The following is a 24,380-nucleotide window of genomic DNA, read 5'->3' on the forward strand; positions in this document are numbered from 1 at the left end:
GGCATTATCCACTATCCATTATCCATACAGAGAAGTGTTCCATTATCGCTTATGCGCCCGGAGACCATCATATCGATCAGAGCACAGAAATTACATTATTACAGCAAAAAAGAAATGCTCCCTGTCATGGTCAAGGGTAAACTTGAAATCTACCAACACACATAAAGCATGGTTGTAAATGACAGATTCTTCACTTCAGATAGAAGCCATAAAAGCATTTTCAGACAATTATATCTGGTTAATTACCGCCGCCGGGACTCAGGACTGTTTTGTCGTTGACCCCGGTGACGCCAGGCCTGTACTGGAAACCCTTGAAGCCAGAAACCTGAACCTTACCGGCATTCTTGTCACGCATCACCACGCCGACCATACTGGCGGTATTCCTGAACTGCTCCAGCACTTCGAAGCCAGAATCTATGGACCTGCCAACGCTTCAATCCGTTCTCTTACGGACATTCTGAATGACGGTGACACTGCCGACGTACTCGGTCATCCGTTCCAGGTATTTCGTGTTCCCGGCCACACTCTGGATCACATTGCCTACTACAGTTCGCAGCAGCTTACCCTGTTTTGTGGTGACACACTGTTTTCGGGCGGGTGCGGCCGACTGTTTGAAGGTACACCTCAGCAGATGTACGAGTCACTGAACAAGTTCAGGCAGTTACCTGATTCTACCCGGGTGTTCTGTGCTCATGAATACACGGCCAGTAACCTCAGGTTTGCTATTGCAGTAGAACCCGGGAATCAGGATATTGCCGATTATATCGTCCGTGTTGAACAACTCAGGCATCAGGACATCCCAACGATCCCGACTTCCATTGGACTGGAAAAACGCATTAACCCTTTCCTGAGAACCAGCGATAATACAGTTATCCTCAGTGCTGGAAACCGACTTAACGTTAATGCAGTTGACCAGAAAATACCCGAACCCGAAGTACTAAGGGTAATCCGTGAATGGAAGGATAATTTCCAGTAATGGTACAATAGTAAGCTACCCGGATTTCAGAACCTGATTTATGTCTCTATCGCAACCGAGCTGCAACAAAAATACGTCTGTTAACCCGACAGATTTCAAGTCAGAAAAAAAATCGATCGCCAGGCTGGCGGGCACTGCAGCTATGATGCTCGTATTAACCGGCTGTCAGACCGTTAATGATTTGGATACGGGCAGCACTGAGGCTGTACAGAAAAAAACGGTTCATCAGCCCGTTGCCAGGGCAAAAAAGACCAAAGCCCCCACCGCTAAACCCGTGGTAGAAAAGCGTCCGCAGGATCTGTGGGAACGCATCCGCCGTGGGCTGGGCATGAATCTGGACAATAATCACCCCTGGGTGATGACAGAGTTGCGCTGGTATGCCAAAAATCAGGGTTACTTCAACCGGGTAGCTGACCGCTCAGCACCTTACCTCTATTTCATTATCAAGGAAGCGGAAGAGCGTGGCGTACCGCTGGAGCTGGCTTTGATGCCAGTGGTTGAAAGTGCGTATGACCCTTTTGCCTATTCCCATGCAGGGGCATCCGGTTTGTGGCAGTTCATGCCCGCTACCGGGACTGACTACGGCCTTGAGCAAAACTGGTGGTACGACGGTCGTCGTGATGTTGTTGCCGCTACCCGTGCCGCACTGGATTACATGGTTCGCCTGCACAATGCGTTCGGCGACTGGGAGCTGGCACTGGCTGCCTTTAACTCCGGCCCGGGCCGGGTACAGAGAGCGATAAACAGAAACCGCAGTAAAGGCAAGCCTACAACCTTCTGGGATCTGGGACTCCCACGGGAAACCACTGCCTATGTTCCCAAGCTGATCGCACTGGGCAAGATCGTCCGTGATCCTGAAAAATACGGTATCAGCCTGAAACCCGTTCCCAACAAACCCTATTTCGCCAAGGTAAAGACCGGTGGTCAGCTGGATATGGCAAAAGCCGCAGAACTGTCCGGGATTTCCCTGAACGAACTCTATCGTCTGAATCCCGGGCTTAACCGCTGGTCCACCCCACCGGAAGGTCCGGATCATTTGCTGGTACCGGTTGATAAAGCCAAATCGTTCCAGAAAGAGCTGGCCGGTCTGCCCGCAGAAGACCGGTTGCGCTGGAAACGCTATACCGTCAAGTCCGGCGACAGCCTCAGTACCATTGCCAGACGCTACGAAACCCGCAGCCAGCTGATCCGGGAAGTCAACAAAATGGACGGCGATATGATTCGCGTTGGCCAGAGCCTGCTGATTCCGGTACCTGCCAATGGCAAGGAAAACTACACCCTGACGGCAAGCCAGCGCCGCAAGGCTCAGCAGAACAGCAACGTGTCAGGCCGCTATAAGGTCGATTACACCGTTAAGTCCGGCGACAGTTTCTGGACCATCTCCCGCCAGTTCAGCGTCGGCATCAATGAACTGGCCCGCTGGAACAATATGGCACCACGGGACACTTTGCGAGTCGGCCAGAAACTGGCCATATGGAGCAAAGGCTCCGGCAGCAGCGACAGCATCATTCGCAGGGTGAACTATACCGTTCGTTCCGGTGACTCCCTGTCCCGAATTGCTGACCGCTTTAATGTACAGGTGCAGCAGATTGAAAACTGGAACAGCTTTGACAGCAAATACATCCATCCCGGTCAACTGCTGACTCTCTATGTGGATGTTACCCGTGCTTATGATTAAGGCATAATTGTCCTCGCTCTTTTCCCACTCTTCGCAGAATCAGTGCTATAACTATTTTCACTGGTTCTGCGGATTCCTCCCTTGTTTTATAAACAGAACATTTATAAAAAGAACAATAACGGCTGTTCGTTTACCCTTGCTCTGCTACTGACCTTTGCGACTCAGTTCATTCAGGCGCAGAATTCTGTTACTTCTCAGGAGCCGGACTGGCAACATGCCCTCAGCCTTGGCGACAAACCGGTCTATTCAAAAGACTTTCCCTGGTTTAAATCCATCAATCCTGATGCCCCGAAAGGCGGTCATGTAAACTTTCCGGTCCATGGTAGCTTTGACAGCCTGAACCCTTACATCATCAAAGGTTCTACACCCTCTGCTGCGCCGAATGTCTATCGATATGGTGCGCTGGAGCTGAATGAGCCACTGATGGTTGGAATGAATGTCTATGCCCCTGCCCAGGACGAGCTGGGGACTCTCTACGGCCTGATCGCCCACTCCGTTGCCCTGTCAAAAGACAGGCAAACCCTTGAATTCAAACTGCGCCCTGAAGCCCGTTTCCATGACCGGCAACCAATCACCAGCGACGATGTCCTGTATACCTTCAAACTGTTAAAAGAACACGGCGCACCTCAATACCAGATGTTGCTGGAACAGGTAGACAATCTGGAAGCCCCAGGTCCACACCATGTACGTTATACACTGAAACCCCCTGTATCCAGAACCCTGCCCCTGCATATCGCTGAACTGCCCGTATTGCCCAAACACTACTGGGAGAAACATGATTTCTCACAGACAACGCTGGAGCCACCCCTGCTCAGTGGCCCCTACCGAATCACAAAAGTTAATCCCGGCACCTCAGTCACTTTTGAACGGGTAAACGATTACTGGGGTAAAGACCTGCCCGTCAACCGTGGCTTTTATAACTTCGACAGAATCACCCTGAACTTTTTTCGGGACCGCCGGGTTGCTTTTGAGTCTTTCCGCTCAAAAGACGCCGATGTCTTTATTGAGACAGAAGCCAAGAACTGGGCAAAGGGTTACGACCTGCCAGCCTTCCATTCCGGCGAGATGATTAAACGTGAAGTGCCTTACACTCTGCCGGGGCGCAGGCTGTTCTATGCCTTTAACCAGCGCAACCCTTTGTTTAAGGACCGGAAAACACGACAGGCGATCAGCATGCTGTTCGACTGGAAGTGGACCAACCGGATTATCTTCCACAGCGCCTACGCCAGAAACCGGAGTTTCTTTCCGGCTGCGGGTTCTGAATCAGGTAGAATCATTACATCCGCCGAGAAAAAACTTCTCGAACCTTTCTCAAAAAACCTTCCCAGTGACTTGTTTTATAAGCCATTTACGCATAGCGAACCGGAAGGTAGTGGTTCCGTTGAGAGAGAACGGCGGATGGCACTGCCCCTGCTGAAACAGGCTGGCTGGAAATACCATAAAGGCCAGCTGGTAAACGACAAAGGTGAGCCCTTCCGGTTTGAGTTCCTGCATTATTCCAGGGTCATCGAACGCTTTATTATGCCCTTTGCCAAAAACCTGTCGACGGTGGGTATTCAAATGGACTTCAAGGCCATTGATATGAGCCAGTACCAGCGCCGTATCAAGCAACACCAGTTCGATATGATTCTGACATCCGTTCCCCTGATGGCGTTTCCTGATGACCGGCTGTACAACTATTTCCACTCCGAAAGCGCAAACCGCGAAGGCAGTCATAATCTGGCTGGTATTCAGGACCCGGCTGTCGATAAACTGATAGAAACCATTGCCACCAGCGACGATCCTGATCAGATCCGCACCCATATCAGCGCACTTGACCGGGTTCTGCTCTGGCAGCATTACACCATTCCCACCTGGCACAGCAGCGTTACCCGCGTGGCACACTGGAAACATCTGGTACCACCGGCTACCCCGAGTTACGGATTTCGGCTGAGCAGCTGGTGGTATGACCCGGACTCATTGATAAAAAGGAAAAAGGACCTGTGAGTCGCCCCTTCAATCGTATTGCCCACTGGCTGTTAGCCTGGGGCTTGTTACTGACGGCTTTTCAGTCTCATGCTGTTGACTCGCCAGCCCCTGACGGGAAGATAACCAGAAGCCATGCCCGCGCACTTTATGGTCAGCCCTTCTACCCGGCTGACTTCCGATACTTTAACTACATCAACCCAAACGCGCCCGCCAGTGGTACGCTTCGACTGGGAGCGCAGGGAACTTTCGATACATTCAATGCCTTTACCACGAAAGGCGTACCAGCCAGTATCAGCGGTCATCTTTACGACAGCCTGATGGTACGGAGCAGGGATGAACCTTACACTCTGTATGGGCTGATTGCTGAAGCCGTTGAGTACCCCGCCAGCAACCGCTGGGTCCGGTTTTACCTCAACCCCAAAGCACAGTTCGCTGATGGTAAGCCCATTACAGCGGCAGATGTCAAATTCACATTCGATCAGTTCAACAGCAAGGATGCCCCCATCTACCGCTCAGCGCTGGCCAATGTTGAATCGGTTAAAGTGGAATCTGTACAGCAGATTATCTTTTACCTGAATGACAGCGATGAAGATAATCGCCTGCTGCCGTTCCAGATTGCCCAGCTGCCCATTCTGCCAGCCCATGACCGGGAACGGTACGACTTCACCCGGGCTGATTTTACCCTGCCATTAAGCTCGGGGGCTTACACCATCAAAAGCTATGAACCGGGCAAACAGATCATTCTCAGGGAAGTGGAAAATTACTGGGCAAAAAATCATCCGGTCAGACTGGGGCATAATAATTTTCGCCAGATCCAGTACGACTATTTTCGTAACGCCACGGTTTCCCTGCAGGCATTCCTTGCCGGCCGTTACGATATACGGCTGGAAACCATCGCTAAAAACTGGAGCCACGGTTACACCGGCAAAGCCGTTGAATCCGGTCAAATCATCCAGACCCTTTTGCCAAGAAAAACCAATCAGATTCAGGCATTTGTATTCAATACTTCAAGTACAGTCTTCAAAGACAGGCGGGTTCGTCAGGCCGTCAGTCAGGGCTATGATTTCCAGTGGACGAACCGGACACTGATGTATAACAACTACCAGCAACCCCACAGTCTGTTTGCGAATTCAGAGTTCGGACAACGTTCAGCCCCGGACTCCGGGGAACTCAAACTGCTGCAACCTTTTCGTCAGAAGCTTCCTGTTGAACTGTTCACGCAGCAGTGGCAACCGGTTAAAACGTCAGGCGACGGAAATATCCGGGCAAAACTGCAACTGGCACATTCACTCCTGCAGCAGTCTGGCTGGGTCGTGAAAAAGCAGCAGCGCGTCAACAGAGAAAATGGTCAGGTGCTGAGCTTCGAACTGCTGCTCACCACACCCGAGCAGGAACGTATCGTACTGCCTTTCCAGCAAAACCTGGAACAGCTGGGGATACAGATGCGGGTAAAAACGGTCGATCTTGCCCAGTATATCCAGCGGGTCAGAAACAAGGATTACGATATGCTGCTGCGCACCATCAGTCATGGAACAACCCCCGGTAATGAGCTGCAACAGTACTGGCACAGTCAGTATGCCAATGAACAGGGGTCACAGAATATTGCCAATGTCAGCAACCCGGTCGTTGATGCCATGCTGACGCACGTCCGCACCGCCAAAACACTCGAAGAGCTGACAACCGCCACACGAGCCCTTGATCGTATTCTGTTATGGGAATACTACCTTATTCCACAGCTGCAGGCCGGACAATGGCGCGTTGCACACAGAAGTCGACTAGGCTATCCCTCCGGAACCGCATTAAACGGTTATCTGGATTTCACCACATGGTGGGAGAAGGCAAAGAATGATGAGTAACCCTACAACACCGACACTGCTGCTTCTGTTCATTCTGACTGCTTTCTCCGCTATCACTTCTGCAGCCCCTCTTGAACACGCCGTCAGTCTGTTTGGCAAACCCGCCTACCCGGAAGGTTTCAGCCATTTTAACTACGTTAATCCCAACGCCCCCAAAGGCGGAACACTCAGGCAATCAGCACTCGGACAGTTTGACAGTCTCAACCCTTATGTGGACCGGGGCGTGGCGGCTGCAGGAGCCGATTTGCAATACGACACGCTGCTGGCCCGTTCATGGGATGAACCACTCACCAAATACGGGCTCATCGCAGAGAAAATTGAACGTGACCCGGATAACAACTGGGTCGCCTTCTACGTCAACCCCAAAGCACGATTCAATGATGGTAAACCGGTAACAGCCGAAGATATCAAGTTTTCATTTGACCTGCTGAGGGAAAAAGGCTCCACCTTCTATCGTAACTTTTATCTGGATGTTGACCAGGTGACAGTGACCTCACCGGAGAGAGCGTTATTCAAATTCAAACACAATAAAAACCGCGAGCTGGTGACCAATCTCGGGCAGATGCCAATATTTCCGAAACACTACTGGAAAGACCGTGATTTCAGTTCTCCCGGGTTGACGATCCCGGTCACCAGCGGCCCTTATAAAGTCAAAGAAATGCAACCGGGTCGCAGCATTACCTACCAGCGTGATCCGAATTACTGGGCAAAAGACCTGCCCGTCTGCCGGGGACGGTTCAATTTCGACCAGCTTCACTATATCTACTTTCTGGATACCGGCGTTGCCCTTCAGGCTCTGCTGGTCGGTGAATACGACTGGCTAATGGTATCCGACCCAAAACACTGGCAAAAACTGTTTTCCAGTAAAAATCAGGCGCTTTTGAAAAAAACAGGACTGGTGACTGAAACCCTGCCTAACAGTAACCCACAGACTGTCATGCTCACTTACAACACCCGTAAGTCATTTCTGAAAGACCGCCGGGTCAGGGAGGCCCTGGGCTCAGCATTGGACTTTGACAGACTCAATCAAAACTATTTTCATGACTTGCTTCGCCGGGCAAACAGCTATTTCTCCGGTACCGACCTGGGCGCAAAAGGCCTGCCCACTCCAGAGGAACTCAAGTGGCTCGAACCCTGGCGCAACCAGCTGCCCAAACCATTATTTACCCGGACTTATATCCCGCCCGGTCATAACGATAGCAATAAGCGGGCTCAGCGGGCTAAAGCACTGGAACTGTTGAAAGAGGCAGGCTGGCGCATCAGGGATAACCAGCAGGTCAACAGTAAAGGCGAGCCCCTGACGCTGACACTGCTCCTTACCAACCCGGAGAATGAGCGTTATACCCTTGGTTATCGGAAGAGTTTAAAAGCACTGGGGATAGAACTGTCTATACGTACAGTAGACAGGGCTCAGTACATAGAACGGATTCGTAATCTTGACTTTGATATGGTCACAAACGTGTTCCGGCACACACCCTCACCCGGCACCGAACAAAAAGATCACTTCAGTTCAGCCGTTGCCGACCTGCATGGTAGCCGCAACCTTGCAGGTGTAAAGAACCCGGCGGTGGATGATATTGTCGGGCGTATACCTACAGCCACCAGCCGTGAACAGCTTCTGTCTCTGCTGCATGCGCTGGACCGGGTACTATTGTGGGAACATTACAGCCTGTCATTGTGGTACCAGCCCGACTGGCCACTGGTACACCGGGCCTACCTGAAGCACCCGCAACAGACAGCGCCCTATGCACTGGATATCAGCACCTGGTGGTTTGATGGTTCACAGAAAAAGACTGCTAAGTAAGCAGCAATCCTGTCACTCACATTGAACAGGTTGCAGACAACCAGAAGGAGGTTCAGATCCTGCAGGATAAACGACGTAAGGAACCTGTGAAATAAACTCATCTGAAGAGGATACCGGCTTAAGCCAGCAATAGCCGTTCTTTATGACTTGCTGGTATACCTTGTACAGATCCGGTTGCTCAAGGTAGCTACAGACTGCGGCGCGGGTCATCTTCAGGGTGAGAGGGTCAGAAGGCAGAAACTCCCCCCATAAATGATTCGGATCCTGATTCATCAAACCTTCAAAGCTTTTGTCATCAGACCGTTCTGTCCGTGCTATCGATTCTGCGATACCATCTCCCAGTTCAAAGGTTGCCCCGGCCAGAGCATACTCTAATGCCCGCAAATTAATGATATGCTGGCGGACACATTCCTCCGGGCTTTGTCCTTCCATTTCAGGTAGTGACAGGGTCGTTATGATCTTTTCAGCACCGCCCGGCTCCAGCAATGCCTGCTTCAGCATGGCAGACATTAATCCGAAGCACAGCTGGCTTTGTATGCAATCGGGAAAACGACCGTTCATCAATGTTTCATGGTTCACTAGCATTAGTGCTTTATTTTCATGTTTCTGAGCCACAGAACCAAAATAATTTTCATTAGGTTCAGGATCAATAGCGGCACTCCAGTAACCATGGTCAATCAGTCGTTGAATGTGTTCGCGGCTGAACCCTGTCAGTCTGGCAGCAATAACCATCTGTAATATGTGGGAGATAAAACCATGAGTCATATTGCCAGAAGCAGGGTGATCCATAAACAAAGTGGCTTTAGCGATCTGGTTGGCGATAGGGCTTTTCACATAACCAATAAAAAAAGGGGTTTCCGAGAAATCCATTTGCAGGCCTGCACTGGCAGAAAACGACGTCAAAGCCGTAAGCAACGCCTCAAGCCACCGGCTATCCGGAAAAGAAGACTCTCTCTGTGGAACTGGATCCTGATAACGGGTGACTTCTGAAAGTACGGTTTTACTAAGGTATTTTCCGTGCCACTTAAACTTTTCCAGCTCGTTTCTGATCACACTTTCCTGACAGCTGGATTTGCTGGAATGAATGAGTGCCGACCGGGGGATAACAGGAACGGGAGTGTTAAGAAAAGCAGTATCAACATGCCGGGATGTCAGCACTTGAATAACCTGCTTACCAATACTTGAACAAACCGAATAAAATGGTCTTATATCGGTCATGGCTGCAGCCAGTTCCCTGACCTCCATGTCGGCCATATTTTCTACCGAAGACACCTCTGCCTCTTTGACCTTGTCAGTCAGGGTTTTGTAATAGTGCCGCATAAGACGAAACAGAGCAGGCGTAAGAAGGCTATTTTCTCCGGCAGGCTCAGAGCATATTGAATCTTTCAAATTGAGAAGGTAAAGCCGGGTATTTTTGCCTGCTTTTTCACCCGCCAGAACACTTCGCCCAAAAAGGCATTTCCGGTAGTGGTCGCCCATTGGTGGCGGTTCATTATTCCTGATTTTCGATTGTATTCCAGAGTCCTTCTCCGCTGAATGAACGACTGGTAAAGGGGGCGTGATTGTCTGAGATAGAGTACTGCTTGCAGATGGTGCGTCCATTTCTGTTGATTTCCAAATTAAAACTAACTATTAGATCACAACAACGCGTCAGGGTTTCACTGAGCAGAAACAGGATGGTTAGCAGAGCTAACAACAGAAAGAAGCACTTGATTTAGAAACTGAATAGTCTGAATAAAGCCGCCGGAGACACCGGCGGCGGGTTTCAGCAAGGATTGACGGGGAAATATCAGAACCAGTATTCGATACCGACAGAAGCTTCTTTGAAGCTGTCAGACTTCCAACGGGGATCTACATCGGACGCTCTCATCTTATAAGCATCTCCCATCTTCACATCACGGTATCTGGCGTAAACAACAGCATTAGAGTCAACCTGATATAACAACTGGGCAGACCAGACCTTATCATCAGTATTGTTCTGCTTGGTGCTACCCACTTTCAGCTCATTATTCTTGGCATAAGCAACTTTTGCCTGCCACTTGTTGTTAGCGCCAAAGTTATACATCAAACCTGTTGTATAAGAGTCCTGCTTTTCTTTAACCGTCGAGCTATTAGCTTCTTCGGTTTCAGCTTCAGCACGGCGATATTGTGCGAAGTAACCAACGGGGCCGAGCCCACCCTGAACACCCACCAGCCAGGCTTTGTTATCCCAGTAATTGGTGATACCAGGGTCATCGTCATCAGCACCAACCTGTTTGGCAACAGAGCGTGTGTTGTAATTCATTTCATAGGCAAGGTCCAGTTGAATCCAGTTACCAGAACCCAGGTCAAACCTCTGATGCGCTGCACCGCCATGCCAGTAATTATTTTTTGATTTTTCACTGCCTGTTGAATCAGACCGGTCATTACCGGCACCGGCTGCCAGGTCCAGCGTGAAACCAGTCCACAACTCCATAGTATCCCAGCGAATGGTGTCGGACTGTCGATCATTGTGCTTAACACCACCAATAGTGCCACCCCAATCCCAGACATCGCCCAGTCCCGGGTTAGATCCCGGCCAGTCCACCAGCTCATACAGAGGAGTCAACACTCTACCGGCACGTACCAGGCCGAATCTTTCACTGTCGAAACCAACAAAGGTGTCACGCTCGCCGAAATAGGAACCGGATCGATTGCTAAAGCTCGGATCTACATAGCCTGTCTCAACCTGCCAGATAAACTTTGTATGCTCTGGCAAAGAGTCAAATCGGGCATGACCGCGCCAACCTAGACGGGTTTCATTATTAATCTGGAAGCCGCTATTTTTGTTATCCTCTTTATAGTCTCGGTTCGCAAGCTGCACCGCAATCACACCATAAAGGTCATGACCGTACTTATCGTCCGCGCTGCTCTCATTGGCTACTGCTGGAATAGCGGCAATCGCTGCAAAAACACTGCTGGCCAGAAGAGTTTTCTTAAACATTATATTTCCCCGTGTTGTTTGGCAGTCTCTAGTGAACTGTTATTCCACTCTGCGGTGGACTTGACCGATGTAACCGGTTACATCGCGTTGCCAAAAAGAAGGAGCAACACTCCTTCGAAAATCTGTAACCGTCCCAACATCAAAATGTAACCGGTTACATTTAGTCTCTAAAAAAAGAAAACCTTGGTTCTCCGTTTTCTTGAGCTCAATAATACCCACGCCACAAATTAATTATTTGTCACAGATCAACAAACTGCGCCATATACCAACACCCCTTGGCAAGACACGTATACCTGCGCATCACAAGATTCACTGCAAAAAGCCGATGTAATGCCTGAACGCCCCCAAGTCAGGACTCTCTCGAATGAAAACGGCCCTCTATTACCTGTGTATCTGCTGTGCCAGCACCCTGCTACTATTCAGCAGCCCAATACGAGCGGATGACAATGTGACCCGCTCCCATGCGCTGAGTGTTTATGACCAGTTCAAGCACCCTGAACGCTTTACTCATTTTGACTATGCCAACCCACAGGCCCCCAAAGGCGGCATCCTCCGCAAGGCCGCTACCGGTTCGTTCGACACCTTCAATACCTTTGCACCCAAAGGCAACTGGGCAGCAGACAGCTACACCCTTTACGATTCCCTGATGGTCAGGGCGGGCGATGAACCCTACACCGTTTACGGACTGATCGCCCAGTCCATTGAATACCCAAAGGATCTGACATGGGTGGCCTACAACATTCACCCGGATGCCCGATTTCACGACGATGCCCCAATAACAGCAGAAGATGTTGTTTACACCTTTGAGACCCTGAAAGAAAAAGGGCCTCCTCATTACCGTCATCTGTATGCTGATATCAGCTCTGTCAAAGCCACCAGCCGCCTGAGAGTCGAATTCCGTTTTTCTCGTCCCCAGGGCAAACATCTGTTCCTGAGACTGTCTCAGTTAAGAGTGTTGCCCAAACATTTCTGGACTAGACCAGAGAACGATATTGCCAACGCCGACCTGAGCATTCCTCTTGCCAGTGGTCCCTTTAAAATCAAAGACTTTGAAGCAGGACATCATGTGACTTATGAGCGCGTGAAACATTACTGGGCAAAGGATTTACCCGTCAACAAAGGGCGACACAACTTCGATGAAGTGCGTATTGATTATTACCGTGATGACCAGATAGCCCTGGAAGCTTTCAAGCAGGGCGCCTATGACCTGAGGGTGGATGGCAACCCGAAAAACTGGGCAGAAGGCTATAAGGGCAATCGTCTGAAAAGCGGAGATATCATTCAGGAAGCGGTGCCTAACAAAACGCTGGGGCTGCGTGCCTTTGTCTTCAACCTGCGTAAAGCCCGGTTTGCAGACAGGCGGTTGCGTCAGGCCATCAGTCTGGCACTGGATTTTAAGTGGATTAACAAACACCTGTTCTTTGATATTTACAAACAGGCCTACAGTCTGTTCTCTAACTCTGAACTGGCTGCTGATGCCCTGCCCTCTGCAAAAGAAATCGAGCTGCTGTCCCCCTGGCGAAAAGATCTGCCTGAAGAAGTGTTCACGCGGGTCTACCAGCCCCCTACCACAGACGGCAGCGGCAACTGGCGCAATAATCAGCGCCAGGCACTGAAACTGTTAAAAGAAGCTGGCTGGCAGCTACGAAACGGCAAGCTGGTTAACCAGAAGACAGGCGAACCGATGGAGTTTGAAATTCTGCTGTCCCAACCTGAATTCGAACGCTTTGTGCTTCCCTTTGCTAACAATCTGAAAGCTCTGGGTATCCATGCCCGGGTCAACACTATTGACACCTCTCAGTACATCAACCGTCTGAGAGAGTTTGATTTCGACATGGTCATCCACGGCTTCTGGCCCGGCATCTCACCCAGTACCGAATTAAAAAATTACTGGGGCAGCGAAAGCGCCAAGGCCCAGGCCGGTAAAAACATTTCCGGAATCAGCCTGCCGGTACTGGATGCGCTCATAGAGAAATCTGTGAAGACCGAGTCCAGATCTGAACTGGTGGATATTGCCCGCGCCCTTGACCGAGTGGTGTTGTGGCACCATGCCGTTATTCCCCAGTGGTATCTGCCTTACTGGCCCTTTATCTATAAGAAGGGATTAAAGCATCCGGAGACTGCACCGGATTACGCCAGCGGTCTGGATACCTGGTGGTGGGAGTAGGAAAACAGCCTTTTTTTCCGTAAAAAAACCTACACAGCTTGCACCATTACTCATTCTAAAGCATTCTTAGAGCTGCGCTGTATACACGACTATCAGTGAGGTTACCTGGCTGCAACGATCCGGCCAGAGCGTCCAGTCGTAACCCGACCTCTATATAAAGACAAAACTTCTCTGACCATTTATTCAGGACCCTTATGACTCATCGGTACAGTTTTCCAACCCGGTTCCTGCCCGTCAAAAATGCCCTTATGCACACTTGCCTGACCCTGGCTCTGGGACTTACAGCCCTGACCGCTGACGCCACTCAGACGTTGCAACGCCCCGAAGGCAGCCAGACCAGCATGACGATGCATGGTTCCCCCAAATACCCTGAAGGATTCCGGCATTATGATTATGTCAATCCTGAAGCGCCCAAAGGCGGCGCGCTTCGTATGACATCGATGGGGACTTTTGACAGCCTCAATCCCTTTATTGAAAAAGGCACCTCTGTCGCTGCTACCGCCTATATGTACGACACGTTGATGGCATCCAGTTACGACGAGCCTTTCACCATGTATCCACTACTGGCGCAGTATGTGGAGCGGGCTCCGGATAACAGCAGCATTACCTTTCACCTTAATCCCAGGGCACGTTTTCACGATGGTCACCCGGTGACCGCTGAAGATGTTGTCTTTTCACTGAATACCCTGCTGGAAAAAGGCACACCGTTTTATCGTGCCTATTATGGCGATATTGAAAAAGTCGAAGCACTGTCCCGATACAGTGTTCGCTTTGTTTTCAAACACAACCAGAATCGGGAGCTGCCGCTGATTATCAGTCAGATGACGGTTCTGCCCAAACACTTCTGGGAAAAAGAAGAGAATGACTTTCAGGCCGCCAACATGAGCATTCCCCTTGGCAGCGGTCCCTATAAAATCAAATCCGTCGATTCCGGCCGCAGCATTGAGTACCAGAGAGTCGAGGACTACTGGGGAAAAGACCTGCCCGTCAACGTGGGACGCTATAACTTCGATACCATCCAGTTAGATTATTTCCGTGATGAAAACGTTGCCCTGCAGGCCATGAAGGCAGGCAAATACAACGTTCGTTTCGAGTACTCGGCACTGAACTGGGCCACAGCTTACGACATTCCCGCCACCCGGAACGGTGAGCTGAAACTGGAAAGCATCAGAACCCTGTCGCCACAGGGTATGCAGGGTTTCGCCTACAACACTCGCCGGGAGCTCTTTGAGGACCCGAAGGTAAGAAAGGCGCTGATGGCTGCATTTGATTTTGAGTGGTTGAACAAAAATCTGTTTTTCGATTCCTATTACCGTACCAACAGCTACTTTGCCAACTCCACCATGACCGCTACCGGCATCCCTGAAGGTAAAGAGCTGGAATTGCTGAAGCCTTTCCGTAACCAACTGCCCAAAGAACTGTTCACAGAACCCTACAAGCTGCCGGTTTATGATGGTTCCGGCCAGATACGCAGCCAGATACGTAACTCCCTCAGGCTATTGTCAGAAGCTGGTTGGAAACTTGAGAACGGTGTCCTGAGAAATGGCAAAGGCGAACCCTTCAAGTTTGAAATCCTGTTGATCCAGTCCTCCATGGAACGGGTTGCACTGGCCTTTAAAAAGAACCTTGAACAGTTAGGTGTCGATGCCACCATTCGTGTTGTGGACGCCTCCCAGTACATTAATCGCCTGCGCAAATTTGATTACGACATGATTGTTTCCCGCTATGGTCAGTCCAGCTCACCGGGCAATGAGCAACGGGATTTCTGGGGCAGTGCAGCTGCCGACGTACCCGGTTCCCGTAACTATATGGGCATTAAAAACCCTGTCGTCGACCAGCTGGTCGATAATCTGATCCATGCCGACTCCCGTGAAGACCTGGAAACAGCGGCCAAAGCTCTGGACCGGGTATTGCTGTGGGGGGAATACATGATTCCACAATACTATTACCCCAATGTCCGGGTCGCGTACTGGCAACCACTGGAACACCCTTTCAAGCCCACCCCGGAAGGTTCAAAGGCACCACAGCTGTATAACTTTGATCTGGACAGTTGGTGGATGGGAACAGAATCCACTCCCGTTGTAACGGCAATAGATAGTTCTCAGGCACCATCTGAGAACGAACTATCTGACAAAACCGCTTTGTGGGTAGGACTGCTGATTGTTCTGGGACTGCTGGGAAGATTTTTGAACAAAAGACGTAGCAGGAAGGACGCTTAACAAGAGTTTCTTTTATGTACAGTTACATACTGCGCCGGCTGGCGCTGATGATCCCAACCCTGTTCGGCATCATGCTGCTCAACTTTGTCATTATACAGGCCGCCCCCGGCGGCCCTGTAGAGCAAATGATTGCCAAGCTGGAAGGTTTTGATACCAATGCTATCAGTCGTATTGGCGGCTCAAGCAGTGCGGAAGTGCAACAGTTTTCCCTGGATGAATCCGGTGAATACCGTGGACGACGGGGGCTTGATCCCGAGCTGATCAAGGATATAGAGAAACTCTATGGTTTTGACAAGCCTGCCCCTGAACGCTTTATTCAGATGGTGGGCAACTATCTGCGTTTCGACTTTGGCGACTCGTTTTTCCGGGACGCTAAAGTCGTCGACCTGATCATAGAAAAGCTGCCTGTCTCCATTTCCCTGGGATTGTGGAGTACGCTCATTATCTACCTCATCTCCATTCCTATGGGCATTCGCAAGGCGGTTCGTCACGGCTCAAAGTTTGATATCTGGACCAGTGCCGTCATTACCACCGGTTACGCCATTCCCAGCTTTTTGCTGGCTATCCTGCTGATTGTCCTGTTTGCCGGAGGCAGTTACTGGAATATTTTCCCTCTGCGGGGGCTGACCTCGGACAACTTTGATGAACTGACCACCATGGGTCAGATCATGGACTATGCCTGGCACATGGTACTGCCAGTCTTCTGTATGGTGATTGGCGGCTTTGCCACGCTGACCATGCTGACCAAAAACTCTTTCCTGGATGAAATCCACCGTCAGTATGTGCAGACCGCAAGGGCAAAAGGACTGGACGAAGGGCGGGTTCTGTACGGACACATTTTCCGTAATGCCATGCTGCTGGTGATTTCCGGTTTCCCTGCCGCCCTGATCGGCATCCTGTTTACCAACTCGCTGCTGATTGAAATTATATTCTCCCTCGATGGTCTGGGACTGCTGGGCTATGAAGCTGCCATTAACCGGGACTATCCGGTGGTGTTTGGCTCCCTCTTTATCTTTACCCTGATTGGCATGGTGATCAAACTGATTGGCGATCTGACCTACGTCATGGTGGACCCACGAATCGATTTCGAAGCGCGGGGTTAGCACACGATGGCATTGAAAATGACCCCACTCAACCAGCGACGCTGGGAAAATTTTAAACAAAACCGCAGAGGCTACATCTCTCTATGGTTGTTCGGCATTCTGTTTTTCACCACTCTGGTTGCCGAATTTATTGCCAATGACAAACCCCTGCTGATCCGTTTTCAGGGTGATTACTACACCCCGGTGTTTCATACCTATCCTGAAACCACTTTTGGCGGCGAGTTCGAACTGGAAATTGACTACCGGCAGGAGTATGCAAAAGAGTTGATTGAACCTCATGGCTGGATGCTGTGGCCGCCCATTCGTTACAGTTACGACACCATCAACTATGCCCGGATCGCCCCTGCCCCTCCCTCTCTGGACAATCTTCTGGGAACGGATGACCAGGGTCGGGATGTACTGGCCCGGGTGATATACGGTTTCCGGATATCGGTTCTGTTCGGCCTTGCCCTGACCTTTTTCAGCACCATTATCGGTGTGGGGGTCGGTGCCATACAGGGTTTTTATGGTGGCAGGATCGACCTCTTCGGGCAGCGCTTTATTGAAATCTGGTCGGGTATGCCCAGCCTGTACCTGCTGATCATTATGTCGAGTTTTGTCGAACCCGGTTTCTGGTGGCTGCTGGGCATTATGCTGCTGTTTCAGTGGATGACACTGGTCGATGTGGTTCGGGCTGAGTTCCTGCGCGGCAGAAACCTTGAATATGTCCGGGCAGCAAGAGCCCTTGGAATGAGCGACAGCCGCCTGATGTACCGGCATATTCTGCCCAATGCCATGATCGCCACCGTCACCTTTATGCCCTTTATTCTCACCGGTGCCATTACCACCCTGACCTCACTGGATTTTCTCGGCTTTGGCCTGCCTGCCGGGTCGCCCTCGCTGGGTGAGCTGATTGCCCAAGGCAAGAACAACCTGCAGGCACCCTGGCTGGGGATTACTGCCTTTATGGTGATGTCGGTGATGCTGACCCTGCTGGTCTTTATTGGAGAAGCCTCTCGTGATGCACTGGACCCACGCAAATACCATACAGGAGTGTAAGCGATGAGCGACCATCCAACTGCCGCGCAGAAACCGCTTCTGAGTGTAAAAGACCTGCAGGTTCAGTTTCTGCAGGGCGAACAGACATTTAATGCCGTTAACCAGATCAGTTTTGATATTCGTCCTGGTGAAACCCTGGGACTGGTTGGCGAATCCGGCTCCGGAAAATCCGTGTCGGCGTTGAGTATTTTAAAACTGCTGCCGGATAACGCCCGTTATCAGGGCGAAATTTTGTTCAACGGTGAAAACCTGACCCATGCCGACAGCAACAAGATTCGCCAGATTCGTGGTCACCAGATCAGCATGATCTTCCAGGAACCCATGACCGCACTGAACCCTTTGCACACCATTGGTAAACAGATTACTGAAGTGCTGACCCTGCACCTGGGACTGAACAATGGTGAGGCCAGAGTCAGAGCGCTGGAATTGCTGGAACTGGTGGGTATTCCTCAACCCACCAGCAAGATCAATGCTTATCCCCATGAGCTGTCCGGAGGCCAGCGACAGCGGGTGATGATCGCCATGTCTCTGGCCTGTGAACCGAAACTGCTGATCGCTGATGAGCCAACAACGGCTCTGGATGTTACGGTACAGCGGCAGATCCTGAAACTGCTGGCAGAGTTACAGGAAAAACTGGGGATGGCTATTCTGTTTATCAGTCACGACCTGAATCTGATCCGTCATGTATCTGACCGCATCTGTGTGATGAAAGACGGCTGTCTGGTTGAACAGGAAGCGACTGAAACCCTGTTCACCCGTCCACAGCACCCCTACACCATTGACCTGCTGAATGCCGAACCCGGTGGCGCGCCGGAGTCTGTCCCGAATCCGGATAAGACCCTGATTGAATGTAAGAACCTGAAAGTCTGGTTTCCCATCAAACAGGGTTTTTTTCGTAAAACGGTAGACCATGTCAAAGCCGTGACGAACCTCAGTATGTCACTGCAACAGGGAGAGACACTGGGTATTGTCGGTGAGTCTGGCTCAGGAAAAACCACACTGGGCATGGCCCTGATGCGACTGCAGTCCAGTGAAGGTGAAATCTATTTTATGGGCAAAGGCCTTCATGGCCTGAGCCAGAAAGCCTGTCAGCCCTATCGCCGGGAAAAGCAGGTGGTGTTCCAGGACCCTTATGGCAGCCTGAGTCCGCGTATGACCATAGCGGACATTATTGCCGAAGGTCTGGATATCCACGGTGTCAGCAGCAGGGAAGAACGCGAGCAGGAAGTTATTCGAGCCATGGCCGATGTGGGTCTTGATTCTGACTTCAGACACCGTTATCCACATGAGTTCTCAGGTGGCCAGCGCCAGCGGATTGCCATTGCCAGGGCTTTGATCCTTAAGCCAAAGCTGATCATTCTCGACGAACCCACCTCTGCACTGGACCGGACGGTTCAGTCTCAGGTCATCGAACTGTTGCGAAACCTGCAAACGAAATACAACCTGAGTTATATATTTATCAGCCATGACCTCGCCGTGGTGAAAGCCATGAGCCACCGGATTATGGTGATGAAAGAAGGCCAGGTCGTTGAACAGGGTGATACCGGTGATATCTTTCACAACCCTAAGCAACCTTACACCCGGGAGCTGCTGGCGGCTGCTTTTGAAACGCAGCTGGCAGGTAACAGCTCCAGTGCTCACAGCCGCTAAGTGTCCCTGATTCAGTGGTTCGCCCTGTTATTGAGTGTTTCTTCTATTCAATAACAGGGCTGCTCTTATTGCGGGTTCTGTTTTTTCAGCCACTCAATGTACTTTATCTTTTCATCTCGCTCCTCCTTTAACTTTTGCATTTGTTTTTCTTCTTCTTTCAACTCGTCAATCCTCTCTTTGGCACGTATCAGAATATTATTTTTTGTACGCTCTTTTTTTGTGTTTCCAACTTCAGCTGCATTAGCCAGCTTTTCAAAGCTTTCTTTTAAGATTGCTCGACGATTCCGCTCAAGTACATTGTGGTTAACTCTTTGCGGTACTGCTTCACCAGAATACTCAGTGTCACTCATTACCGGACTGCCAGAATTAGAAGCGGCTGGAAGTGGCTGCATTTCACCACCAGAATAAAAACCAGAATCTCCGGAGTCTGTCGATTGATATGAATCAACTGATTGAAGCGAATGGAATGCCTCTTCGTCATCCGAAACTGTAGTTGATACCAGATAGGGATGGTCTGCACCATGTAAAGGACGGCCTTGCTCATCTAAACGAAGGTAATCTGTTTTATCTCCAAAAAAAGAAAAATAGGTTGGATCTTCCTGTGAATCAGAATTGCTGTCTCTCCTCAAGAGTCCAAAGTTGCCCTCATTTACATACACTGAATGCTGGCTTAACAGATCATCTCTGGGAGGAAAGTATTGCCCATAAATGTTTTCGTATGCTTCTATGCATCGATTACCTTTGCAATCATGGTGATGGCAGATGTTGCCTCTGGTGTGGCGATAGTTGCCATCTTCCGGAGGCCTTCCATCGTTACTATCCTGATCAGTCTTTATTAAGAGAAAGGCCTGTTGTTCTGGACTATTTTCTGAGAATTGCGATGTGTAATACATCATTTGACAGGAATGTTCTGCTTCAGACCCGCCCTCTCGTTTGGGTTTGCCAGGAGAGTTGATAACATCCCGAGCCATCAAGCAATTGTGGCTCTTTACTCCCGTAAACAGAAACGATGCAGCACTCAGCCCGGCTACCAGCCAGGAAGGGATTGCACTGCTTAAACGATCACTTATTTCTATCAGAAATTTATAGCCTACATACAGATCATCAACATTAAAGGCCTGATACCATGCAAAGTACTCCACCTGGGCAGAGAAGTTGATAAATTGTGCCCGGGGGCCTGCATCATCCGGCCAGACGGGTGCAGACGAGGCTTCAGTTTTTGTTATAGCGGGCAGTAATCGGTCAAAATTATTGATTCCGGCTGAGTCACCCTTGGGGGAAATAAGGACATGCTGTGGATTCCTTAGATTCTGTATAGCTGTCAACTCAAAAGATTGAGCAAAGGCCAGTTCCGATAACTGATAAGAAAAAAAAACAAGGAACAGCAGCTTATTCATACGCAATGAAAGTCCTCTGATAGTCACTTCCCTGAATGGGTACAACTCATACTCCAGTTTGCTGTTTACCTGCTGAAACAAACCGGGTTGACAGATTGGTCAGTTAATTTTTTTTTGCCAAAAAAGCAGCTAAGTTCAATAAAATTGAACGTTCAACATTTTTGATCGATTGTCAGAGACTGAGCAGTAGCGCTTTTCTTTTCGTTAATTACCATTACGTCAACTGATGCAAAAGATTCTTAATTAAACAACACACAAAGCCTCCCTCTTAACGATGGTTACGCCTGCTGGAAGTGTATAGCACTACACCGGGATATACGCCATCAATTGCATAACAGAAAGTCCAATTTTTTGCCTGTCTATACGACAAAGGTTAACGCTGACAGCAGGTCGCAACATTATTTTCCAGACTAAGTTGAAGTTTTCTTTTCCGGAGCCTTTACTTATCTGCCTTTAACGGGAATAAGTACATTACTGTTTTCAATCAAAGCAAATAGATAAGGTACGTTCTTTTATCGTGTCTTTTAGCTTTTTGCCGTGGTTGAGAGCAGCCGATGGGAGAAGAGCTTGAGCACTCTTTCCAGTGCTACATCGCCACACGCACTGTACAGTGGTTGTAGAATAGCCTGCTGTAGAATGGCCCTGTTTCTGCTGCTATTCCTTCCAGCACTGTATCTGAACGCATCCATTCACGACTTATTCCATGAACAGCCAGATCGCCAGCCAGTTTTAGCGCCTTTACTGACTTTGCCAGCCAGGGCCTTTTTCTCCACCGCCTATCAGTCAGAACAAATACCGTTTAAGACATTTTTGCAATCCCGTTTGACTCCTCCCACGGTTTCTCCTGAACGTCAGGGTGACCTGCATCGACAACTCAACCAGCTGATAAACAAAAACAATAAAAACACGTATTTTGACGAGACAGAAAACAGATCAAAATCGCTGATTCTTTATTTATCGGTCATATCCGGAGAATATCGTATTGTTCTACCCAGAATCGATGTGGAACTTTTGTCCATTGCACCACAGATCGTAGAATTAATTCTGGATCATGAACTGCTGCTTATACTGTCGACATTAAGCTTGGAAAAAATTTTAACGCTTCTTTATCACTACCCAGCTTCCTCGACGGCTGCCGCAGGCGGTAGTGGCGGCGGAGACGGAGATGACGGTGATAATAATGAAAACTTCAGACGGTATTCCCAATCTCCAACTTTTTTATTCTTTTTCTACCCACTGAAACAACGAGCTGTTTTCCGCCTTACCCCGATGGAGATATTGAAAACTCGTTTACAGCACAAACTATGGCTTCTAACCGACATTCGACGAAAATTAAAATTCGCTGTCGATGACAATCTTAAAAAGATCTACAGGGACCGGATTATGATCATTCAGGCTGACTATGATGACCTGAAATCAGAACTGCAGAAAAGGCTGGAATCTTACAACAGTGATACAGAGACTGGGTTATTCTCATCTTATGAAGAGCTTCATGAGCTTTTGATTTATTATTTTGCCCACCTTCCCGACGGTCTGTCCATTTTTCCTGACCAACTGGCCGGGGGTCTCCAGGATATGGCACAAAAAGCACTTGGGCAACAACAAGATCATCCACCACCGAGCCCGGAGGATAGGCTCAGTCAAAAACCAGACGAACAAAGTGAACATCAGCCAGGTGGCGAGGGTGACCATGGTGATGATAAAAATGACCCTCCGGAAAAAGACAGTGTACCTGCAGCTCACATTATTGAAATGAGTTATAGCCAGAAAGTAGAGGCCTTTCTTGCTATTCCCGAAGAAGACTTTCTGAGATTGGACAATCAACTAAAAGTAGAACTGCTTCAAAAGCTTCTTGAGCAGTCACGGCAATCATCAAACGCCAAAACCCTTATGGCTAAGGCAATCTTTACATGGCAAAAGAGTCACAATAAAGAAGAAGCCCGTAAACTTTTTATGCAGGCTTATGAATTGAGCCAGAAAGAAACGGCTAATGATTTTGATCCGGATGATCAGATACTGGCCTGGCTGATGATACACAAATACAAAAAGCTGCTTGACGGCACCAGCGAGGATGCTGACGCCGATGCACTGGAGTTGCATAGCTACTTTCACAGACCCGCAAAACAGGCCAACTCTGAAATTCTGCCATTACTGATTATGTATTACTCAGGCGCGCTGCCGGGGATTCGAAGCACTACGGATATTGAAATGTATCTGCAGCTATTGGATAAATTTGAAAACTGCATCGCACAATATCAACTGCATTACTTTTTTCCAGTCAGCTTTACAGCCCTTGACCGCATTCGCTGGGTACCCATGGCTGACACAGTCTACGAAAGTCTGGATCTGTCCTCCATGAGTACGCTGCAATCCTGCCTTCACTACATACTCCTGCGTTACATGACTGAGTGGAACGGTCACAAGGTAAATGAAAACAGCTATCTCTCCGCTGTTCCAGAAAAACAGTTTAATGACGACATTTTTGTCTTTATTAACAAACTCCGCACAGGGAATATGAAAAATCTGAATCATGGAGAAGTGGGCTATAACGAAACCATTAACCATTTTAAATCGATAGCCGAAGGTCTGACTAATGAAAGACCTTTTGGCGATGACAACTGGATTCTCACAAGCATCCTCTATCAATACTGCGCGGTTATGGAGCGCAAAAAGAATAAGCTATTCCATAAACAAAAAATTTTCCACAAAAAGAAAGTATTAAACTGGTACAAACTGGCTGCTGGACACTCCCCTGAATTGTGGCATCGTATTTTTCAGGATGCACTAAACATTGGGATGACCGATTTGGCCATCGAAGCTGGCCAGCAGTTGCACACTTTCTGGGAATCACGAAGTCCACTCATAGCCGATTACTGGCAGGAACGTCTGGAATCACTCAGTAGTCAATACAGAAAAACAACAGATACGTTACCCGGGCCCACCCAGGAAGCTGAAAGTCCCATTCCTGACTGGGTTTTAGCAGAAACGCCTGCCTCTGGTAAAAGTGAACCCCGCCCAGGCAGTAAGAAAACCCGAAAAGGTAAGAAAAAGAGGTCGTACAAAGCTGCCAAAACCTCTCCCATAGCTCTGGTTCACGAACAGACTGCAAAGCATGACCCGGATGTTGATGCGCTTGCAGAAGGGTTATCACCTATGGATATAGCCGCCTTACCCGGAGCTGCTATTAAAGTCGGTAAAAAACAAAGTAATATTGCCGACAGCAGCCGAAGCGATGATCAGTGGAGGGTCAGGGCATCGAAAAGAACAATCAGGCCATTTGAAAGAATCTACCAGAAAAACTGGAATGAACAGGTTCATTCAATAATAAAGCAAGCACACGCATCCCGTAAAACGAACAACCCAAAAGAGGAGTATGATCTGTATCTGAAATTACTGAAAGGGACATCAAACAGCATGGTGGGTATCGAACGCATCTGGGAAGAAATGGGCTGGCTACTGTTGCATCAGTATGATGGTTTCTACGCAACACAGACAATACCAGAAGACTTGAGAAAAACTGTTCTTGATACCGCTTTTAAGGCGAAAGACCAGTATTTTTTAC

At 49.3% G+C, this 24,380-nt stretch carries 14 protein-coding genes; 11 read left to right on the plus strand and 3 right to left on the minus strand.

What is annotated here, in order from left to right:
• Positions 1-178 precede the first annotated feature (178 nt).
• The 5 genes from gloB (at position 179) to V5J35_RS23670 (ending at position 8,282) form a co-directional block, all read left to right on the plus strand.
• The gene (gene gloB / locus V5J35_RS23650; protein ID WP_354009479.1) at positions 179-976 is read left to right on the plus strand and encodes a hydroxyacylglutathione hydrolase; all 798 of its coding nucleotides are present in this window, start codon (positions 179-181) and stop codon (positions 974-976) included.
• 142 nt (positions 977-1,118) lie between these two features.
• Positions 1,119-2,654, plus strand: a complete 1,536-nt coding sequence (locus tag V5J35_RS23655; RefSeq protein WP_354009480.1) for a lytic transglycosylase — start codon at positions 1,119-1,121, stop codon at positions 2,652-2,654.
• Between the two features lie 81 nt (positions 2,655-2,735).
• Positions 2,736-4,640 carry an extracellular solute-binding protein gene (locus tag V5J35_RS23660; protein ID WP_354009481.1) on the plus strand — a complete coding sequence of 635 codons (1,905 nt, stop codon included), beginning with the start codon at positions 2,736-2,738 and terminating at the stop codon, positions 4,638-4,640.
• Entirely contained in the window at positions 4,637-6,478 is a 1,842-nt protein-coding gene (locus tag V5J35_RS23665) for an extracellular solute-binding protein (RefSeq protein WP_354009482.1), read from the plus strand. The genes V5J35_RS23660 and V5J35_RS23665 overlap by 4 nt, the downstream gene beginning before the upstream one ends.
• A complete protein-coding gene (locus V5J35_RS23670) occupies positions 6,468-8,282 on the plus strand; it encodes an extracellular solute-binding protein (RefSeq protein WP_354009483.1) in 1,815 nt (604 codons plus the stop codon). Before V5J35_RS23665 ends, V5J35_RS23670 begins: the two co-directional genes overlap by 11 nt.
• Before the next feature lie 12 nt (positions 8,283-8,294).
• Here V5J35_RS23670 and V5J35_RS23675 read toward each other — a convergent pair whose 3' ends face one another.
• Both V5J35_RS23675 and V5J35_RS23680 read right to left on the minus strand, forming a co-directional pair.
• Complete coding sequence (locus tag V5J35_RS23675; RefSeq protein ID WP_354009484.1) at positions 8,295-9,884, minus strand: hypothetical protein; 1,590 nt, start codon at positions 9,882-9,884, stop codon at positions 8,295-8,297.
• Between the two features lie 187 nt (positions 9,885-10,071).
• Positions 10,072-11,244 (minus strand): porin, encoded by a 1,173-nt coding sequence (locus tag V5J35_RS23680; RefSeq protein ID WP_354016526.1) that lies wholly within the window; start codon positions 11,242-11,244, stop codon positions 10,072-10,074.
• 364 nt (positions 11,245-11,608) lie between these two features.
• Here V5J35_RS23680 and V5J35_RS23685 point away from each other — a divergent pair, with 364 nt between their 5' ends.
• The 5 genes from V5J35_RS23685 to V5J35_RS23705 all read left to right on the plus strand — a co-directional run bounded on the left by V5J35_RS23685 (position 11,609) and on the right by V5J35_RS23705 (position 19,421).
• Positions 11,609-13,411, plus strand: coding sequence for an extracellular solute-binding protein (locus V5J35_RS23685; RefSeq protein ID WP_354009487.1), 1,803 nt, complete (start codon positions 11,609-11,611; stop codon positions 13,409-13,411).
• A 194-nt stretch (positions 13,412-13,605) separates the two neighbouring features.
• Complete coding sequence (locus V5J35_RS23690; protein WP_354009488.1) at positions 13,606-15,630, plus strand: extracellular solute-binding protein; 2,025 nt, start codon at positions 13,606-13,608, stop codon at positions 15,628-15,630.
• A gap of 14 nt (positions 15,631-15,644) precedes the next feature.
• Positions 15,645-16,733, plus strand: coding sequence for a microcin C ABC transporter permease YejB (locus V5J35_RS23695; RefSeq protein ID WP_354009489.1), 1,089 nt, complete (start codon positions 15,645-15,647; stop codon positions 16,731-16,733).
• Between the two features lie 18 nt (positions 16,734-16,751).
• On the plus strand, positions 16,752-17,771 hold the full coding sequence (locus tag V5J35_RS23700; protein ID WP_472924766.1) for an ABC transporter permease: 1,020 nt from the start codon (positions 16,752-16,754) through the stop codon (positions 17,769-17,771).
• Between the two features lie 3 nt (positions 17,772-17,774).
• The gene (locus tag V5J35_RS23705; protein WP_354009490.1) at positions 17,775-19,421 is read left to right on the plus strand and encodes an ABC transporter ATP-binding protein; all 1,647 of its coding nucleotides are present in this window, start codon (positions 17,775-17,777) and stop codon (positions 19,419-19,421) included.
• A gap of 65 nt (positions 19,422-19,486) precedes the next feature.
• Here the strand turns inward: V5J35_RS23705 and V5J35_RS23710 are convergent, their stop codons facing one another.
• Positions 19,487-20,818, minus strand: coding sequence for a helix-loop-helix domain-containing protein (locus V5J35_RS23710; protein WP_354016527.1), 1,332 nt, complete (start codon positions 20,816-20,818; stop codon positions 19,487-19,489).
• A 1,383-nt stretch (positions 20,819-22,201) separates the two neighbouring features.
• Between V5J35_RS23710 and V5J35_RS23715 the strand changes: the two genes are divergently transcribed.
• On the plus strand, positions 22,202-24,380 hold a 2,179-nt coding region (locus V5J35_RS23715; RefSeq protein ID WP_354016528.1), incomplete at its 3' end, for a hypothetical protein.

Source organism: Endozoicomonas sp. NE40 (assembly GCF_040549045.1).
GTDB classification, from domain to species: domain Bacteria; phylum Pseudomonadota; class Gammaproteobacteria; order Pseudomonadales; family Endozoicomonadaceae; genus Endozoicomonas_A; species Endozoicomonas_A lisbonensis.

Coding starts and splice junctions, on each gene's coding strand:
- gloB (WP_354009479.1), top strand. CDS start 179: ATGACAGATTCTTCACTTCAGATAGAAGCCATAAAAGCATTTTCAGAC.
- V5J35_RS23670 (WP_354009483.1), top strand. CDS start 6,468: ATGATGAGTAACCCTACAACACCGACACTGCTGCTTCTGTTCATTCTG.
- V5J35_RS23680 (WP_354016526.1), bottom strand. CDS start 11,244: ATGTTTAAGAAAACTCTTCTGGCCAGCAGTGTTTTTGCAGCGATTGCC.
- V5J35_RS23655 (WP_354009480.1), top strand. CDS start 1,119: ATGATGCTCGTATTAACCGGCTGTCAGACCGTTAATGATTTGGATACG.
- V5J35_RS23700 (WP_472924766.1), top strand. CDS start 16,752: ATGACCCCACTCAACCAGCGACGCTGGGAAAATTTTAAACAAAACCGC.
- V5J35_RS23685 (WP_354009487.1), top strand. CDS start 11,609: ATGAAAACGGCCCTCTATTACCTGTGTATCTGCTGTGCCAGCACCCTG.
- V5J35_RS23675 (WP_354009484.1), bottom strand. CDS start 9,884: ATGGACGCACCATCTGCAAGCAGTACTCTATCTCAGACAATCACGCCC.
- V5J35_RS23695 (WP_354009489.1), top strand. CDS start 15,645: ATGTACAGTTACATACTGCGCCGGCTGGCGCTGATGATCCCAACCCTG.
- V5J35_RS23705 (WP_354009490.1), top strand. CDS start 17,775: ATGAGCGACCATCCAACTGCCGCGCAGAAACCGCTTCTGAGTGTAAAA.
- V5J35_RS23690 (WP_354009488.1), top strand. CDS start 13,606: ATGACTCATCGGTACAGTTTTCCAACCCGGTTCCTGCCCGTCAAAAAT.
- V5J35_RS23710 (WP_354016527.1), bottom strand. CDS start 20,818: ATGAATAAGCTGCTGTTCCTTGTTTTTTTTTCTTATCAGTTATCGGAA.